Origin of the sequence: Vagococcus humatus (assembly GCF_003950325.1) — a bacterium.
Lineage (GTDB): Bacteria > Bacillota > Bacilli > Lactobacillales > Vagococcaceae > Vagococcus_C > Vagococcus_C humatus.
In genome coordinates this window covers 407936-424756 of the sequence record NZ_PXZH01000001.1, presented here as the reverse complement: position 1 = coordinate 424756, position 16821 = coordinate 407936, and the positions used below count along the sequence as shown (strand labels likewise).

Below are 16821 nucleotides of genomic sequence, written 5' to 3'. Positions count from 1 at the left end.
AAAACAACCATTAGAACGGAATTATTTCTTTCCTTCTTGATGGTTGTTTTTTTATCCTAGTGGTTTATGAGAAATGGCTAAAAATTTATAAAAAAGGGTGTTTAATTCTGCTACATTCGTTACAATAGAGATAGAAAGTTATGGGAAATAAAAGATTGGGGGATTTATTTATGAATTGTTTGGTAAATGATAACAGCTTGTACCAAGTGGATGAAAGCGGTCACATAAGTGCTGCCATCACTTATCATGAAGTAGCTCCAAATGTCTGGCAAGTGGACAAAACCTTTACAACAAGTAACAGTCTTAGAAATCAACGTATTGTGAAAGAATTGGTGGCAGGTATGGTCACCTATGCTAGAAAAGAACATAAAAAAATTGTCCCCAAATGTCCTCAAACCAAACGGATTATCGATGCCAATCCAACTTATCAAGATGTGTTATGACGCTCTACTAAAATATCGTGATATATTTTACCTTTCCTCATATAGTAAAAAACTTCTTAGCTTAAAGGCTAAGAAGTTTTTTATTGAATCATGTTATTTAAGCTAATAAAGACGTCACTAGTCTTTCTATCTCCATTCTTGTTTCTCTAAATTTATGCATGATTTCTTCTTCTGTCCCCCTTGCCTTAGCAGGATCCTCTAATCCCCAATGCTGGTGCTCCACTGTTTTAGGAATGACAGGACAGTTGGCTAAAGCATCTCCACATAATGTAATCACTAAATCCGCTGAATTTAAATAAGCCATGTCAATCATTTCGGATTGATTTTGACTAATATCAATATTTATTTCATCCATAATTTTTACGGCTCTTGGATTAATACCATGAACTTCAATCCCTGCACTTCTAACTTCCCACTCCTTAGCATCTAAGATAGCTTTAGCTAATCCTTCAGCTATTTGACTGCGACAAGAATTTCCTGTACACAAAAAATAAATTTTTTTCACTATAATAACTCTCTCCTTTTTAAACCGATAGGAACTACTGCTACTAGCTGTTAGTCGCCTATTTTATATTGCTAGCTATACCTGATCCTTTTACGTCTTAATTTTCCTAAATCTTTTAGCCATCACATAGATTATTGTCTATATGATGGCTAAAAAAATTATTTCTCTGGTTTCCATTGTTTAACGACAAATTGACCATTAGATAAGGTAGCGACTTTATCCATCCACTCTACTTCATTCATAGCTCTTACTTGTAGTAGCTCGTTAGTCGTGTGTGTCGCAAACATACTTTGATTGACAATCCACCAATTGTGAGCAATTTTAGCTCGGTCTAAATCTTTATCTAAGCGCATAGATTCATAGATTGGCGTTGTTTCTGGCAGAGTGACCATAATAACTTCAGTTTCATTATGATTTTGTAATCTTGGAAGTAATTGAGTAATAGTTTCTGGCACTTCTCCAGATGTTTTCTCTACTTCTTTCGCATAATTTTGTGATGATTCTAATAATAACAGAGTATGACCTGTTGGGGCTGTATCAATCACAACAACATCATCTTGTTCCCCATAGGCAACAATTTCTGCAAAACGTCTAAAAACTGCTATTTCTTGTGTACAAGGCGATTTTAAATCTTCTTCTACATAAGCAAGTTCTTCTTCACTTAAATTTTGACGAGCTTTGTCTAGCACTTCATTTGTATAATCTTCTAGTTCTTTATTTTCATCAATATGACTGATTGAAATATTATCATGATGGGCAAATAAATGGAGATGATCGGCTGGATCAGTTGTAGCTAAACGTACTTGTTTCCCTCTTTGAGCTAGTTCATTAGCTATTTCAATAGCAATACTGGTTTTCCCTACCCCACCTTTTCCCATCGTAAAAATAATTTTGGTGTTTTTCTTATCTAACTCGTTTATTAACACAGATATTTCAGGATAATTTTCTTTGATCATCACATTGGCAGTGACTTTAGGTTGCTCATTATCAAGCAAAATACGTAACTTATCTAATCCAGTAACATTATAAGCTCTAAGCGGGATGTGATACGTTTTAAATTGTTTCAAATGGTGAGGCCGCTGTTTAATGTCTTGATGTTGCTGCTTATATATTAGTGTTGAAACCTCATCATCGGCTTCAGGTAACAGGCCATTAATAACTAATAGTTGATTATTTATTTTCAGTTCCTGTAGTTCTTGCGAAGCACGACTGGCTTCAATAAATGACGCTTTTTTAGGATGTGATACTAAAATCAGAGTAGTTTTGGAAGAATCTCTTAACGTGTCAACTGCTTGTTTATAGGTTTCTCTTTGCTCTCCAAGTCCTGATAATTGTCCTAAACAGGAAGTGCCTGTTGTGTTTTCATCTAAAAAATTATCCCAAGCAGCTGGAAGTTGTAACATTCTTAACGTATGACCTGTTGGTGCCGTATCAAAGATAATATAATCAAATTCCCTATTAACCACTTGATCAGTTAGAAGGTTAGCAAACTCATTAAAAGCAGCTATTTCAACAGTACATGAGCCTGATAATTGTTCTTCCATATTGGCAATCGCCGAGTCTGGTAAAATACCTCGATAAGGAGCCACAACAGATTCCATATATTCTGCGGCTGCTGAAATTGGATCAAAGTTAGCAACTGAAAGATTAGGTATTTCTGTAAGCGGTTTATATTTATTGGATAGTTCGACTTCAAAAACGTCTTGTAAGTTAGAGGCGGGATCAGTACTTACTAACAAAACCTTTTTCCCCTCACTAGCAAATTTGACTGCTGTTGCACAAGCTGTTGTTGTTTTTCCTACCCCACCTTTACCAGTAAAAAACAAATACTGGGTTAAAGTTAGTTTAGAAGGATTAAATAAGTCAACCTCTTTTAACATCCTCCATTACCTCCGCAACAACCAGTAGATGATTTAGGTTCTACTAATATAACACCAGTAAATTGTTGGATTTCTTCATTTGTTGGGTAAGCACCAGTTTTTACTACCTTACCATCAAGCACGGTTACAGGCAGTGCCTCTTTTCCTTTTTCTTTTAGCTCTTTTAGCACTGCGGGATTTTCCGCAAAAGCTTTCGGGGTGGAGGATAAATTGTAACGAATGGCTTCCATCTTGTCGACTTGGTTAAGTGACTCAAAAACACCGGTAATTCTTAATAAATTTTCATCTACTGAGGGACCACATACCCCAGTTGAACAACATAGCGCTCTTTCAAAAAGTTCTAATTTTATCATATCAAGCACTCCTTATTTTTTGTTAGTCGGTTTATTTCGGCAGATACAGTCATCTTTACTAGAAAATAATTGATTAAACTCTTTCATAAACTCTGTTAAGGTTTCTTGATTTAAGCTATAGTGATTCCATTTTCCTTTTTTGGTAACTGTAACAAAGCCTGCCTGTTCCAATACTTTCATGTGATGAGAAAGAGTTGGTTGGGTAAAATCAAAATAGGTTAAAATATTACAGGCACACATTTCTCCACATGATAATAAATCGATGATTTTCATTCGTTTAGGATCGGCTATAATTTTTAATTTTGCTGCGTATTGTTCATAGTTCATTTTATTCTTTCCTCTCTTTGCTCTTTTCAACGTAAGGTAAAATAAAGATAAGTAATCTGGTAGAAATATTGACGTTTAAAAAGTATAAGACGGCTAGAACAAAACTTACCCCTACAATGAGTGTTATAAGCTTTTGTATTCTTGACTTACTAACTTTCTTCTACAAAAAAACACATAGACGGCCATCTATTTATAATTCTAAATATAGACGGTTATCTATATGTTGTCAATAGCTATTATCTTTAAATTAGTAGTTATCTAATAAAATCCATTTAATGACTAAAAAGTTAAACTTTTTTAGTCAAGATTGATAGATAAATAAAACTAAAAAAAGAACTAAAGCTTAATCTTTAGTTCTTTTTTCAGTTAACTGCTCTGTATGCCAAGCAATAGTTGCTATATTCTCAAATAATTTAGCAAACGCATAAAAACCTGCATAGACTAAAAAGCCAATCACCAAGCCGACTAATGCTGAACCAATTAACACATATTGTACGTCAATGCCAAACTCTTTTCTAAATATATAGCCTGTAGCAATAATGCCGCCTGCTGTCACTAAAAAATTAAAAATGCCTAAAGCGTAAAGCACATTAACTACCCATAACCCATACCCTTTTTTCATGGAGACACTCCTTTCCAATGTGGTTTAGTCTATTTTACTTTATCATGTAACCTTATCTTTTTAAAGGTTCATCTGTTCACTAATTGATAATATAACTTGACTGGTTAATATATTCACATATTCCTATAAAAAAAGATACCTGATTTTTTCATCAGATATCTTTTTATGTTGTTAATTAGTTTAACTCAGTTAAGAAACTTTGACCGTTTTCAGGTAAGGTGACCTTAAAGTTATCTGCAATCGTTGCCCCAATATCTGAGAAATGACCAACTGGTAGAGACCCTGACTCTTTCATTTGTTTACTGTAAACCATTAAGGGAATATATTCCCGAGTATGATCGGTACCTTTAAAACTTGGATCGTTCCCGTGATCTGCTGTAATCATTAATAAATCATCCTCTGCCATTGCCTCAATAATTTCAGGTAAGCGAGCGTCAAATTCTTCTAAAGCTTCTCCGTAACCTGCCACATTCCGGCGGTGTCCGAATAAGGCATCAAAGTCTACTAAGTTAGTAAAACTTAAACCGGTAAAGTCTTGTTTCATAACAGTAAGTAATTGATCCACTCCGTCCATGTTAGATTTTGTTCTCACAAAATCTGTCACTCCTTGACCATTAAAAATGTCATTGATTTTACCTACAGCGATCACGTCTTTTCCACCTTGTTTTAAGTGGTCTAACACAGTATCCCCAAATGGATCTAGAGCATAGTCATGACGGTTAGGAGTTCTAGTGAAGTTACCTGGCTCGCCTACATATGGTCTAGCAATAATTCGGCCAATCATATACGGATCCTCTTTGGTAATTTCCCGAGTGTAGTCACAAATTCGGTACAATTCTTCTAACGGAATAATATCTTCGTGAGCGGCAATTTGAAGCACAGGATCCGCTGAGGTATAAACAATTAAATCCCCTGTTTTTATTTGATGCTCACCGTAATCATCAATCACTTTTGTGCCGCTATAAGGTTGATTACACACAATGCCGCGACCTGAAAATTCAGAAATTTTTTCTAGTAATTCTTCTGGGAAGCCTTCTGGAAAAACTCTAAAAGGCGTTTGAATATTTAAGCCCATGATTTCCCAATGACCTGTCATGGTATCTTTTCCAACAGACACTTCTTGTAATTTCGTTGCATAACCTTTTGGCTTAGCTACTTCTTTGACCGTTTTTAAGGGAGCAATATTCCCTAGTCCTAGTTGTTCCATGTGAGGCACATGTAAGCCAGCTATTTCTGAAATATGTCCCAACGTATGAGAACCTACATCCCCAAACTGCGCGGCATCTGGTGCTTCTCCAATTCCAACAGAATCCAATACAATTAAATGAACACGATTAAACATGTTGATCACCTCTATATAAATTTTTGTCTAACAAATTAGACAACTGATTAGACATCTCTATAGTTGTATAGTAATAGAGGACAGTTTATTTGTCAATCAAAAGAACTTAGTAACCGGTTTTCGCTAAAACATCCCAGCTAATCCATTCTACTGGCAGATAATACTTATGAATAGCTAACAGTTGACCTGTTTGGCCAAACACTTTTTCCGTAACTAATCCGACACAGTGGAACTGAGAAGTCAAACCTTGTTCCTTTAGGACGTGGGTTTCCTCTAACACTTGGAAATGAAGATGAGAAGAAACAGAATGTTGATACAAGTCTTGTTCTAACCAGTCATGAATCCTCTCCTCAGTCAAATCAGGATATAGGCTTTCAAACTCTGGCCCTGCTACTACTGTAAAACAATAAGCTTGCCCTTTTTCTCCTTGAAATAACCGTCTCACGTCTAGCACTTGCCCTGTTCGTTGATGAAAATGTTTGTCTATATAGTGATCTGCTGGACGCAGATTTAGCTCACAACTCACTAATTCAAAAGAAGTAGCAGTTAGTTTATCTAACACTTGCCCCTGTCTTTCTAGCCCTTCATTAATAGGGGTCCCTTCTCCTGTAACAAAACTACCTAAGCCGTGTTTAATCTCAATTAAACCATCTTCTTGGAGTAAATTTAATCCTTGTCTTAACGTCATTCGACTGACTCCCAATTTCTTGGCTAGCTGCAGCTCTGAAGGAAGTTTGCTTTCTTTAGGATAAATCCCTGTTTCAATTAAAGCTAGTAGTTGATTGTATACTTTTACATATTTTGGTTGTTTATTTAACTCTGCCATATTTATTCCCTCATCTTATATCAATTGGTTACATCTGGCTTTAACTATACCATGAAACTTTTTTTTAATTAAGTTTAGGTTTTTGTTTTTATATCGGTTGTTTTTTGCACTAAATGTAGTAAACTTACACTAAGAATAATAGTCAGATAAATGTTACTATCATTTACTATCCCTTCAAGAAAGAAGAGAATGCTGATGGAAATTAGACAATTACGTTATTTTATTGAAATCGTCAAAGCAGGTAGCTATTCAACGGCTGCTAAAAACTTATTCGTCACACAACCTACTTTGTCTTGGAACATGACTAACCTACAAGAAGAAATTGGTAATAAATTATTTTATCAAGTAGGCAACCATATTAAATTAACCACTGTCGGAGCTGATTTTTATGAAGAAAGTCAAAAAATCGTGCAAGCTTTTGATCAACTATCCCATCATTCAATCGAGGAAACATTTTATGAAAAGAAAATGTTAGCAATTGGTTCTAGTGAAATTATCTCCTCTCTTTATTTAACATCTATCCAGCAATTTATGCAAGATCATCCTAATGTTACCTTATTTTTAGAAGAAAATGATTCCTTAAAAACCCAATATAAAGTGGCTCATCAAGAGTTAGAGTTAGGTCTGGTTTCCTATCCTATTGTAGAGTCAAATTTAGAGATTGAGGAAAATAATCATCATACTTTTCAGTATCATCCTTGTTTAATCATGAGTTATACTCATCCGTTAGGCACCGCTAATCAGTTATCCTTTAAACAATTAAAACAGGAAACTTTTATTTCGATGTCTAAAGACAATGTCTTGTATCATCTTTTAGAGAAAAAAAGTAATGAGTATGGTTTTACTCCTAATATTTCCTTAGTGGTTAACAACTACAAAACCTTTATCGCAACAGTGGCAGCTACCCAAGCTGTAGGGATTGTCCCCTTGGAACTTAAACAAGACTACCAAGACTTCCCTCTTAGTTGGATACCTTTGAATGAAAAATTAGCCGGCTTTGATATTGTGATTGTGCATAAAAAAAATGAACCTTTAACGCCTACTGCAGCCTTACTATTAGAATATTTGGTCAACAGCCACTTAGAAGCTTTTATTAACTAAAAAAACCGACTGATTGTCTAGCTAAACACTGACAACAAGTCGGTTTTTTGTTGACTAGGATACATACGGAGAGTATTGACTTAACCAATGAAGAGCTAAGGGCAACCAAGTGGCCACAAAAGGCAAATCGTATTCTTCTAGGGCTTCTTTTTTAGCTCCTGCTAAATTAGCTAAAGACAACCCATGTCTACCGAAAGGATAAATATGACTTTCAAATGTTACTTTGTGTTCAGCCAGTGCCTGAAGATAAACTAAGGCATTTTGAATAGGCACCGTTTGATCTGCCCCTGTTTGCCAAATAAAAGTAGGAGGAGTCTGATCTGTGACTAATACTTGAGCTTTCGTAAAAAAGGCAGGTAAATCCTGTTTTACTTGTCCTAATCGATCTGTTTCTCTTGGCCATCCTAAAGAAAAATCAATCACAGGATAGGCTAATAACTGAGTCTTAGGTAAATGCCAAGCTAAATCATGGCTAACTAACCCAAGAGCTGCTCCCTGTTTTTGAGCCACTCCTGTATAGGTGGCAACTAAATGCCCTCCTGCTGAAAATCCTAGACAGTGAATGTCTGCCGTATCAATTCCTAACGCCTGGCCTTTTTCATGCAAAATCTCTAAAGCAGTCGCTAATTCAACTAAAGGTTGACAAGGATACTCAGCTCCCTGTTCACAGGTCACAGTGGTATAAGATAAAATGCCCACATGATAACCTTCCCCTAATAATTTTAAGGCAACTGGCTCTCCTTCTCTTAGAGATAGAAATTCATATCCACCGCCTGGACAAATTAAAACAAAGGGCCGTTTTTCTCCTCTTGGGGTTACTTGTTCTTTATTCCATAAATAGATGCTTAATTGTCCTACTCCACATTGATCATGATAATCCTTTAACTGATACTCTTTTATGAACATCCTATCACCTAATCTTTCTTCCTATTTCCTTATACTTTAGTTATACCAAGCTTCACAAAAAAAGACTAGAGAAAGTATCTCTAGTCTTGGTTCCTTATTTTTTCACTCTCACTTTTTGTAAGCGTTGAGTGACCATTTTTTTCATTCCTAGTAACATAATACCGGTTGCGATTAATAGATTACCTAACATGGTCTAAACAACTCCTTTCTATTCACTGGTTAGAATCACCTTGATTTCTTTCTAAGTGATCGTTCTTTTAACTAATCAGCTAGCTAGGAGGAGAAAGCGTCTTCATCTCCTCTATCTAAATTATAACACTTGTTAGAAATTATGCCAAAAAATAAAGCTCAGAGTTATTCCTTCTCTTTAGCAGGCTGTTTGCTTAATAGAAACGTCAGACTTCCTAGTAATATTAGCCCAGTAATGGTCCAAATTCCTTGATTTTTTTCACCAGTTTGAGGAAGCTCTCTATCAGTCTTCTGATTTTTGATAACAGGTGAACTAACAGGTAGTTGCGTGTCTTTTGGCTGAAGGATAGGTGTTGGCTCAGGTAGACTAGTTGGTTCAAATAACTGCTGGTGAGATAACGCTAGCGGTGAACTAAAATTGCCATGGTCATCATAAACGTTAAGCTCTGCCTTCAGCACCGAAAAGTCGGTATCCTTGGGGAAAGTAGCTGGAGAATAGTCTAGGGTGATAATCCCTGTTTCTCCGCTTCGGTACATGCTAGGTTGAGGAAATGGATAAAATCTTAACGCAAATGTTGCATAGGGAACACTTTTAGCCACAATTTGATAGGCTGTTTTATCAATTTGAATTATCTCAAGAGGCAGGGTAGCTTCTGTATTATTTACATGATAACGCATGGTTACTTTATACTGCTGATTGCCCTCTTTAAAGGTTAAAGTTGCCACAAAATTTCCTGGAACCTCCGTAGAAACAGGCTGTACTAGCTTGAGTTGTTCTATTTGCTTAAAACCTAAAGACTGGGAACTGGCTAATTGTTGTAGCTCTTTCAAAAAATCGGCTTCAGTTAACGGGGCTTGTTTATTCACTTGTACGCCGTAATAGCCGGTTAAATCTTGATAGATAGTGTTGGTATTAGGTTCTTTTACACTAGGTGAAACTGGCTGCTTCTCACTAGGTGGCAACGCCTCATTATTGGTGTTTTCTTCCTCTAAACTAGTTGAGTTAGTTTCATTTAAAGGCTCACCAGTATTTTCCTCGGTATTTGAGTGAACCCCATCGCTAGCTGACGCCTCCTGTTTATTGATCTCTAGGTCTTTTGCTTGGTCTATTAGCACCCCAGTTTCTGATGGTCTTCCTATATCTGTCTCTGGCTCCTGTGCCAAACTGGTGGTGCTAAAGCCGATTAACACTAAACTAAGACAGAGACTTAACTGAATCCCTTTTGTTTTCATTATCCATCCCTCCTTCCTTGTAACTTAATTGTAACACTTTAGAAACCTAAAAGAAATAATTTAGATGTAAATAAAATAAATAGCGAAGAAGCTGACGGCCTCTCCGCTATTTATTAATAGATACGATCAATCACTTGATCCCCATGTTGTTCATAGAAAAATTCAGAGGTTGATTCATCTAAAAATAAAGGCAACATTTTATCAAAATCCCGAGCTAAAGGATACTGGGAAAGCTTGGCTGGGTCCACCCAAAAAACGTCTCCTTCTTCTGAACCTCTTAATTCTCCGCTAAATTTTTTCGCCTTATAGCACAAAACCACATAACGCTCTTTCATGCTTGTTTGAAATTGTTTAACCCCACATAACACAGGATGTTCAATGGTTAATCCTGTTTCCTCTTGAACTTCTCTAATAACTGATTGGTGAAAAGATTCTTCTTTCTCTACATGACCTCCTGGAAAAGTTACACCAGGCCACTCTTTTTTCTGTCTATCTTGAACCAATACATAACCAGAAGGATTCTCTATCCAGCACATATTCGTAAAAATAGCTAATTCTGATCGACTCATTCCTGAACACCTCTTTACAGTGTATGAGTATACGAGATATTAGCTAATCTTTCAACTAAGCTTGAGCTGCTCTAGTTTTAAAATAAAGTCGTAACTAACTCTCTCCATCTCTTAACCGCTACTTCAGGAATTTGATGATAGCCATTATCTGCGTGCTGCAGCCGTTCTAAATAACGAAGTCTTACTTCCATACTTTCTTTAAACTGTTGTGCATACTCCTCAGTCCAATTTACGTCAAAACCTGGTGTTGGTAAATATTCTACAGACTGAACAGAACCAAAGGGCACAAACTCTGCCTGATTTTCAACCACTTGTTCTATCACCTGTAAGGTATCTTCTTTTGTTACTTTTTTATCACCAAAATAATCTGTATTTAAAATATAACAGGCGATGTCTTGTGATTGAAATAACTCGTAGAAAGCTTGATATTCCTCCCCTAACGGATAAATTCTAAAAGGATTAGCAAACGGCTCAATGACTTGGTCTGCCTTTGTTTTTTGTACACGATGCTCTGCTGTCGTACGTTTTGTCATCAAAGTCAAACCAAACAAAGTAGCTAAAGCTGGGTCGGTTACTTTTAAAATAGGCGGTAAAGTTGGCTCTTTCATAATCCAAAAAATACTATCTAAAGGTGTGGCAACAGAATAAACTCGGTTAGGGGTAGCGAACAGTGACTTAACGGTTCGGCCATTGCCATTTCTTAAATCTTCTGTAACTAACACCCGTTTTCCTTCTTCATCTAGTGTGACACCAACATTTTGGACAGTTAAGAAATAACGGCAACCAGGGTCACTCATAGGATAATCCTGGGTTTTATCAAAGTATGCTGGTTCTAATGAAATAGAAGAGCCGTTTTCCTTAGAAATAATAAAAGCATCATCATGTAGCACAGCCACTTGGTAACGGTGGTCGTGGTCAGCTAACGTAATCGTAGACTTACCAGAACCAGATAACCCAAAAACCGCCATCGTATAGTACTCATCTTCTCCTAATTTAAATTGTTTTAGCCCACCATGACAAGGTACATAGCCATTTCGTTTAGCTAAAGCCCAAGCTAGAGTTAAGGTGGCTTTTTTCAACTCGCCAAAATAATTTAAGCCAAGAACTGCACAAGCATTATGTGTTTCATCAAACACTACTAAGCCATGAGGATAATCAGGATGAGTAAAACTAGGATCTGCATAGATATAAATATCCCCTTCCTCATAAGCTTTAGAGGCTTCATAATCTAAGCGATACTCTTTATTTAAAAACTGAAAATTTAACACATAAGAATATAAATTATTTTCTTCTCCCTTTGGTATCATTAAATGACTTTTTACCATAAAATCAGAATCCAGACCTACCACCACACTGGTTTTCCAAAAATCTGTGGCTTTTTTCTGGTAAATAGCTTCTTGTACTACTTGGATTAACTGCTCATCATCTGTGCCAGGTTCCCCTAAAATCCGTCTGGCAAAAGCTGTGCGGCCAGTTACAGCTCCTCCGTTATCCACTAAGACCCGAGTGCCTTCTGGTAAATCAAAAAAATCTGGCTTGTAAACAGTTAAATCTGTAATAATCGTACCTTTTGCTTCTAAAGCTTCTCGGTAAGCTTCTTCTACCGATTGTAATTCTGTCACATGATTGCCATAAAAAGCTGTTTCAATCATTGTTCTAAATCTGGAAAATGAAGGATTGTTGCAAGAAATCTCTTCACGTTTCCATTGATTTTTTGTACTCATTATCCCTTCCTCCTTCTATTCCTTCTTACTTCTATTATAGTTTATAGGTTATTTTTTGAACAGAGAAAACAAAAAAAGCCTAACCAGTCTGAAGGTTAGACTAGTTAGACTATCCGTTACGGCGTTAAAATTTCGCCTTCTAAACGCCAATATAAGGGTGCTTGATAATTCTGTCCTTTTGGCAAGGCAGCTGTTGGATCTAGCCGCATATAAACCTTGTTTGTTTCAGAGACTGGTTGTTTTAAGTAAACCAGTCCTTTTTTTTGATTGGCAGATACAATTTCGGTCCACTGATACTTATTAGAGCCAATTGGAGGAAGCACATGGGTTTCCCCTTGAGTGGTAAAGTGAGGGAGATGCAAATAACTAGTATCAAGTTTTTCTTCGGTAGTCACTTCTTCATACAACCCGTAACGCGCAGTTAATCGCCAATTTCCTCGTTTTCGGTTGACCACTAAGGCAGCTAACTCTAAATCAGTTGGCTTTTTACTTGCCTGTTTTTTCTTACCACTTGACTTAATTTTAGGTAAATTATTTTGAATGTAGCGCACAGAGGTTTCCGGCTGCTTAATGAATGAAGAAGCTAAAGGAACAGGATTAAACTCTAACACTTGACTAGTGCCAACTAAGTATCTTTTCCCGATAAATTCCAAATCCACTACTTTTTTAAAGGAAAGACCTGTCCCTAACCCATAAGCTGTCGATGGGGTTGGTTTTCCTTCCCCGTCTTGATACAATAGATACCCATCTCGTTTAATGTCTGGCGTGGCATACACTTGTTCCAACGTTATTTTTCCCTTTGGATACTCCGCTAAATCTTGTTTACGGAAATGTTGACTTTTTTTATCTTGGTCTTGCCAAAGTTGATTCCATAGCTCATTCGGCTTTTCTTCCTCTACTTTAGAAATAACAATTTCCTTACTTGTCACTTCTTGCCCTTTTTCCCAAAAATTAAAGGTTAAAACTCTTGGTTCTAAGTAGAAGGTTACCTCTTGAATAGGCTCTTCCTCTGTTTCAGGCACACTAATTTGCTTTTGGGAACTATTCCAGTCCTGTTCTTTTTCTGAATCGACTTGGTAAGAGTAAATCCCGTAATCTTTCGCATTATATTTACTTTGGTTAGGGGTGACAAGGACTTGGTCTTTGTCTTTAACCACCTCTACCGTTTCCTCCACGGTTTCACTACTGTTATCTCGGTAAACATATTTCACCTTTAACTCTCTTTTTTCTTTTCTCGCATAATTTAAAATGACCCAAGAATCACAAACACTCTTACCTGTGGAACTAGCAAAGCCCCAATAAGCTTGAGGATGACCTTCAGCATTTGTACCAAAAATCTGTGACACATTACGATAGGGGTCGTAATACAGAACCTCATCATCAGTTATTGGAAAGTCAATCTCACTTCCTAAATCTTTTGTAGATGATGGCCAAGGATATTGGGGAATTTCTTTATAGGAGTAAGTTAATTTGGCATGTGTTTTTTCCTGACCTACTGTTGGTTCCCATTTAAAACTTAATTCATCCCACCGATTCCCAACTAAATGAAAGTCAGGTGCTTGATGATCATTGTGTAGAAAATAATTTGGCTTGCCACCTCCTTTGACTCGAGCTGTTTGTATTTTTCGCCAAGCAACATGTCCTGTTCCTTTTGATTTATAGTATTGGTCAGAATCCTTATCATTATCATAAGTATCTAACTCAACCATCATTCCCCTGTCAATATACCTTTCTTTGAAATTAGGATCTGGAACTCCAGAACTATCTCCCCAAGTTATGGCTCCTAAAAACTCACCGGGTAATCCTACTACCTGAGACCGTTCACTAGTTTCTAGTCGACTGTCATTAGTTAAAAGAAGACTAAGTCCATCTCCAGTACCATACTCACCACCAAAACGATTTCCTAAAAATACATAGGCTGAAAATTCAAAAGACTGGGTTAAATCCATGGCCTGTTTTGAGAACATGGCGCCAGCTCGTTCTGAACCAAGATCTCTAAATAATAACGCATAAAAAAATCCATCTGGCTTGGGATTTTTATAATCAATTACTCGTCTAACTAAATAAGTTCCTGACCCAGAACATTTCCCTAATGTATATAAAGGCTTATCCTCATCTTTTTCAAAGCTGTCTAATATCTCAAAAAGTTGGTTCCACTCTTCTTCACTGACTACCAGATCATTTTCAAACTCCTTATACTCATCTAAAAAACTAGCATCTACTTTTTTAAATTCTTCTTCTAATTCAGGGTGCTCTTCTCGTTTCATATAACCCATTATATCTTTTATCTTCTCTGTTTCTTGCCCCAAAACTGGGGGATTACAGGAGTTTCAGACCTGTTCTTCGGCAAAATTTATTCTTGGACTAACTATACCTAACCCAATTAACAGGCAACTCACTGATAAACAGAGTACATAAACTAATTTTTTAGTGATCATCTAGATCTCCCTCCCTTTCTTCCGTATTTTAACCAGTAGTAACTATATATGCCTAAAAAAATACCACAAAGACCTAATAACAGACTGATTAAACCATTTCCTAAAAGTTTAGAGGGAGTGGGATTTTTTTTAGCTAGTTTATTCACTATTTTTTTAGGACTGGCTGCCACTTTTTCTTTGACTACTTGAAACTCTTTGTCAAACTTCCAAATATGTTCTCCTTCTTTCACTTCTGCGACTAAATGGTACTTACCAGGTGTTAAGTTTTCTTTTAGAGGAATCTGTCCTGTATAAGTAGAATTAGGCGCAAAAGCTATTTGACCTGCTTGATAGCTCACTAGAGGTTCTTCGGTTATCTCATCTTCTTTAAATAATTTATAATCTGTTTGACTGGTTTTCATCACTTTAGATTTTGGATTGGTCATAGTCACTTCTAAGGCTTGTTTAGTAGAAGAAAACTGGGCTTGATCTAAGACTAATTCAGACACCACTGGAGTAGTGTCTTCCCTTAATACTAGCCCTAAATTATACCCAAATTGATGGGTAACTAATTGGGTTTGAGAGGTAGCTACCTGTTTTTCAGTGAGATCTAGTTGCTTCATAAACAGACTGCCTAACACCATCCCTTCAAATTTTTCTGCTGGTATTTGCACCGCTACTTTCAATTTTTTTTGGCTATGTTTAGGAATCACTAGAGAATCTTCCTCTATGGAAACCAGTTCTCTAATATCAGGTGTCTCTCCTTTAGCTGCCACACTTTTTTGATGGGAACCGTATACAATATTGCCGGAAGGGCTAGTTTCAGCTGAAAAAACTTGCGAGCTGACTTGAATATCGGTTGAACTAAAGTTAGTTAATAACACCTCAATCCTTTGAGACTGCGAGGGAGTTACCTTTAAATCAAAATAAGGCAAGGTTTTATCTTCTTGATTGGCTGGAGGGATGACTTTCGCTTCGAATAATAACGAACTTGCCTGACAAGTGGGACTTAGATAGACCATCAGAAAAAAACCAATTCCTAGTAATAAGCTGACTAATTTTTTTCTCATAATCCAGGCTCCTCAAAATTTGGACTGGCATCAATAATCCAACTAAAAGTCGTTTCATATCCTTCATCTGTTAAACCTTCAGATTTAGGTATTGTCATACTAACCCCACTATCATTGTCTGGAATGCTTTCATCTAACCAGTTTAAATAAGCTAATTTATCCGTAGGCACACTGGTTTTATCTTTAATAATGTCTTGCATCTCTGCTGTGGCCTGTTTACCAAAATAAGCTAGCCAAGTGCCGTAACCTTGTCCTTGTTCTGCTTTCCAAACTGGTTCCATTTGATTAAATGTGATGGAAATATCATTTTCTAAAGTGGGGATAGTTTGAGTGTCTTGACTGGTTGTGGCTTGGTGGCCATTTTTTAATGAAATGCTTGTATCAGATAGACTGGCGGTGGGACTTTCAAAAACTTGTTCTTGTAACACACATAATTTCCAGCCTTTTTTTTGAGGAGTATTATCTGAATTTCTTCTGTCATCTGTTAGTTGAATAAAATGAGGCACCATTTTTAATTGAAGAGAGTGACTTCCTTGTGAAGTTAGATCTTGTTGGGTTAAGGCCCCTAAACTGACAATATCATAACTAGGATAATAATAGTCCGCCCTTTTATGAACAGGATGTTTGCCAAAACGGTAATTAGACACATAGTCAATCGTTAAGTAACCAGATGAAACCTCTACTGCATCCGGATCTTTTGGCACTACTTTTTGATCCGGATTAGTTGGATCTAACACGCTTTTAAAAGACATCTTCAGCTGACTAGTAGCGCCGTCTTCGTATTCCCATCCCTCTTCCAAATTATCCTGCCAAAAAGCTGCTTCCTTAGCTAACGCTTGGGGTAAGGGAAAACTGGATAGACCTACCAATAACACACTTATTAGGAGGAATTTTTTCTTTTTCATCTTCTCACCTCTTTTACCCATTAATGGGATATCCTTAGATTTTTTTATTGAGATACTTTATGAAATCAACTTGATTAAACTTTCAGACAGCCCTTCCTTATATGCTAATTTTTTTACCTAGATTCATGCTAAAAAAAACATTTTTCCTCTTAAATTAAATTTATCACATCTTTTTATTTTTTTCATTTAACACCCATTATATAACTTTAGTTTTTTAAATATTTTTTATTCCTTACCTTGAAATATCAAACAAAGAGTTTTATAATGAATAACAAGCGGGTGTAGTTTAGTGGTAAAACTGCAGCTTCCCAAGCTGTCGTCGCGAGTTCGATTCTCGTCACCCGCTTCTCTTTTCTAAATAAAAAGTAGCTAAGACCTTTCATTCAGTCTTGGCTACTTTTTATTTTTA

16 protein-coding genes and 1 tRNA gene are annotated in these 16821 nt (G+C 36.5%); 3 read left to right on the top strand and 14 right to left on the bottom strand.

The window, feature by feature from the left end:
* Positions 1-170: 170 nt before the first annotated feature.
* Entirely contained in the window at positions 171-443 is a 273-nt protein-coding gene (locus tag C7P63_RS02010) for a GNAT family N-acetyltransferase (RefSeq protein ID WP_165863750.1), read from the top strand.
* Positions 444-540: 97 nt separating this feature from the next.
* Here C7P63_RS02010 and arsC read toward each other — a convergent pair whose 3' ends face one another.
* From arsC to C7P63_RS01975, 7 genes are all read right to left on the bottom strand, one after another.
* Positions 541-948, bottom strand: coding sequence for an arsenate reductase (thioredoxin) (gene arsC, locus C7P63_RS02005; RefSeq protein ID WP_125942488.1), 408 nt, complete (start codon positions 946-948; stop codon positions 541-543).
* Between the two features lie 158 nt (positions 949-1106).
* Positions 1107-2828 carry an arsenical pump-driving ATPase gene (gene arsA, locus C7P63_RS02000; protein WP_125942487.1) on the bottom strand — a complete coding sequence of 574 codons (1722 nt, stop codon included), beginning with the start codon at positions 2826-2828 and terminating at the stop codon, positions 1107-1109.
* On the bottom strand, positions 2822-3181 hold the full coding sequence (gene arsD / locus C7P63_RS01995) for an arsenite efflux transporter metallochaperone ArsD (protein ID WP_125942486.1): 360 nt from the start codon (positions 3179-3181) through the stop codon (positions 2822-2824). The genes arsA and arsD overlap by 7 nt, the downstream gene beginning before the upstream one ends.
* A 12-nt stretch (positions 3182-3193) precedes the next feature.
* On the bottom strand, positions 3194-3508 hold the full coding sequence (locus C7P63_RS01990) for an ArsR/SmtB family transcription factor (RefSeq protein ID WP_125942485.1): 315 nt from the start codon (positions 3506-3508) through the stop codon (positions 3194-3196).
* A gap of 343 nt (positions 3509-3851) precedes the next feature.
* On the bottom strand, positions 3852-4130 hold the full coding sequence (locus C7P63_RS01985; protein ID WP_125942484.1) for a hypothetical protein: 279 nt from the start codon (positions 4128-4130) through the stop codon (positions 3852-3854).
* Positions 4131-4305: 175 nt separating this feature from the next.
* The gene (deoB, locus tag C7P63_RS01980; protein WP_125942483.1) at positions 4306-5472 is read right to left on the bottom strand and encodes a phosphopentomutase; all 1167 of its coding nucleotides are present in this window, start codon (positions 5470-5472) and stop codon (positions 4306-4308) included.
* A gap of 106 nt (positions 5473-5578) precedes the next feature.
* On the bottom strand, positions 5579-6298 hold the full coding sequence (locus C7P63_RS01975) for a GntR family transcriptional regulator (protein ID WP_125942482.1): 720 nt from the start codon (positions 6296-6298) through the stop codon (positions 5579-5581).
* 195 nt (positions 6299-6493) lie between these two features.
* On the opposite strand from C7P63_RS01975, the gene C7P63_RS01970 reads away from it, so the two are divergent.
* The gene (locus tag C7P63_RS01970; protein WP_165863749.1) at positions 6494-7399 is read left to right on the top strand and encodes a LysR family transcriptional regulator; all 906 of its coding nucleotides are present in this window, start codon (positions 6494-6496) and stop codon (positions 7397-7399) included.
* Positions 7400-7453: 54 nt separating this feature from the next.
* On the opposite strand, the gene C7P63_RS01965 is transcribed toward C7P63_RS01970, so the two are convergent.
* The 7 genes from C7P63_RS01965 to C7P63_RS01935 all read right to left on the bottom strand — a co-directional run bounded on the left by C7P63_RS01965 (position 7454) and on the right by C7P63_RS01935 (position 16412).
* Positions 7454-8305: an alpha/beta hydrolase gene (locus tag C7P63_RS01965; protein ID WP_125942480.1), complete on the bottom strand. Its 852-nt coding sequence runs from the start codon at positions 8303-8305 to the stop codon at positions 7454-7456.
* A 354-nt stretch (positions 8306-8659) separates the two neighbouring features.
* Positions 8660-9727 (bottom strand): LPXTG cell wall anchor domain-containing protein, encoded by a 1068-nt coding sequence (locus C7P63_RS01960; RefSeq protein WP_125942479.1) that lies wholly within the window; start codon positions 9725-9727, stop codon positions 8660-8662.
* Positions 9728-9840: 113 nt separating this feature from the next.
* Positions 9841-10296 (bottom strand): 8-oxo-dGTP diphosphatase, encoded by a 456-nt coding sequence (locus C7P63_RS01955; RefSeq protein WP_125942478.1) that lies wholly within the window; start codon positions 10294-10296, stop codon positions 9841-9843.
* Between the two features lie 77 nt (positions 10297-10373).
* Positions 10374-12020 (bottom strand): phosphoenolpyruvate carboxykinase (ATP), encoded by a 1647-nt coding sequence (locus C7P63_RS01950; protein WP_125942477.1) that lies wholly within the window; start codon positions 12018-12020, stop codon positions 10374-10376.
* A gap of 116 nt (positions 12021-12136) precedes the next feature.
* On the bottom strand, positions 12137-14296 hold the full coding sequence (locus C7P63_RS01945; RefSeq protein ID WP_125942476.1) for an L-type lectin family protein: 2160 nt from the start codon (positions 14294-14296) through the stop codon (positions 12137-12139).
* A gap of 158 nt (positions 14297-14454) precedes the next feature.
* Positions 14455-15507 (bottom strand): DUF916 domain-containing protein, encoded by a 1053-nt coding sequence (locus C7P63_RS01940; protein ID WP_125942475.1) that lies wholly within the window; start codon positions 15505-15507, stop codon positions 14455-14457.
* The gene (locus C7P63_RS01935) at positions 15504-16412 is read right to left on the bottom strand and encodes a WxL domain-containing protein (RefSeq protein ID WP_165863748.1); all 909 of its coding nucleotides are present in this window, start codon (positions 16410-16412) and stop codon (positions 15504-15506) included. Before C7P63_RS01935 ends, C7P63_RS01940 begins: the two co-directional genes overlap by 4 nt.
* A 275-nt stretch (positions 16413-16687) precedes the next feature.
* Between C7P63_RS01935 and C7P63_RS01930 the strand changes: the two genes are divergently transcribed.
* Positions 16688-16758: transfer RNA gene (locus C7P63_RS01930), tRNA-Gly, on the top strand.
* The last annotated feature ends 63 nt before the right edge of the window (positions 16759-16821 follow it).

What these genes read in the sequence shown, in the direction of transcription:
- C7P63_RS01985 (WP_125942484.1), bottom strand. Translation starts at nt 4,130, where the DNA reads ATGAAAAAAGGGTATGGGTTATGGGTAGTTAATGTGCTTTACGCTTTA.
- arsD (WP_125942486.1), bottom strand. Translation starts at nt 3,181, where the DNA reads ATGATAAAATTAGAACTTTTTGAAAGAGCGCTATGTTGTTCAACTGGG.
- C7P63_RS01950 (WP_125942477.1), bottom strand. Translation starts at nt 12,020, where the DNA reads ATGAGTACAAAAAATCAATGGAAACGTGAAGAGATTTCTTGCAACAAT.
- deoB (WP_125942483.1), bottom strand. Translation starts at nt 5,472, where the DNA reads ATGTTTAATCGTGTTCATTTAATTGTATTGGATTCTGTTGGAATTGGA.
- C7P63_RS01965 (WP_125942480.1), bottom strand. Translation starts at nt 8,305, where the DNA reads ATGTTCATAAAAGAGTATCAGTTAAAGGATTATCATGATCAATGTGGA.
- C7P63_RS01955 (WP_125942478.1), bottom strand. Translation starts at nt 10,296, where the DNA reads ATGAGTCGATCAGAATTAGCTATTTTTACGAATATGTGCTGGATAGAG.
- C7P63_RS02010 (WP_165863750.1), top strand. Translation starts at nt 171, where the DNA reads ATGAATTGTTTGGTAAATGATAACAGCTTGTACCAAGTGGATGAAAGC.
- C7P63_RS01990 (WP_125942485.1), bottom strand. Translation starts at nt 3,508, where the DNA reads ATGAACTATGAACAATACGCAGCAAAATTAAAAATTATAGCCGATCCT.
- arsA (WP_125942487.1), bottom strand. Translation starts at nt 2,828, where the DNA reads ATGTTAAAAGAGGTTGACTTATTTAATCCTTCTAAACTAACTTTAACC.
- C7P63_RS01975 (WP_125942482.1), bottom strand. Translation starts at nt 6,298, where the DNA reads ATGGCAGAGTTAAATAAACAACCAAAATATGTAAAAGTATACAATCAA.
- C7P63_RS01935 (WP_165863748.1), bottom strand. Translation starts at nt 16,412, where the DNA reads ATGAAAAAGAAAAAATTCCTCCTAATAAGTGTGTTATTGGTAGGTCTA.
- C7P63_RS01940 (WP_125942475.1), bottom strand. Translation starts at nt 15,507, where the DNA reads ATGAGAAAAAAATTAGTCAGCTTATTACTAGGAATTGGTTTTTTTCTG.
- C7P63_RS01970 (WP_165863749.1), top strand. Translation starts at nt 6,494, where the DNA reads ATGGAAATTAGACAATTACGTTATTTTATTGAAATCGTCAAAGCAGGT.
- C7P63_RS01945 (WP_125942476.1), bottom strand. Translation starts at nt 14,296, where the DNA reads ATGGGTTATATGAAACGAGAAGAGCACCCTGAATTAGAAGAAGAATTT.
- C7P63_RS01960 (WP_125942479.1), bottom strand. Translation starts at nt 9,727, where the DNA reads ATGAAAACAAAAGGGATTCAGTTAAGTCTCTGTCTTAGTTTAGTGTTA.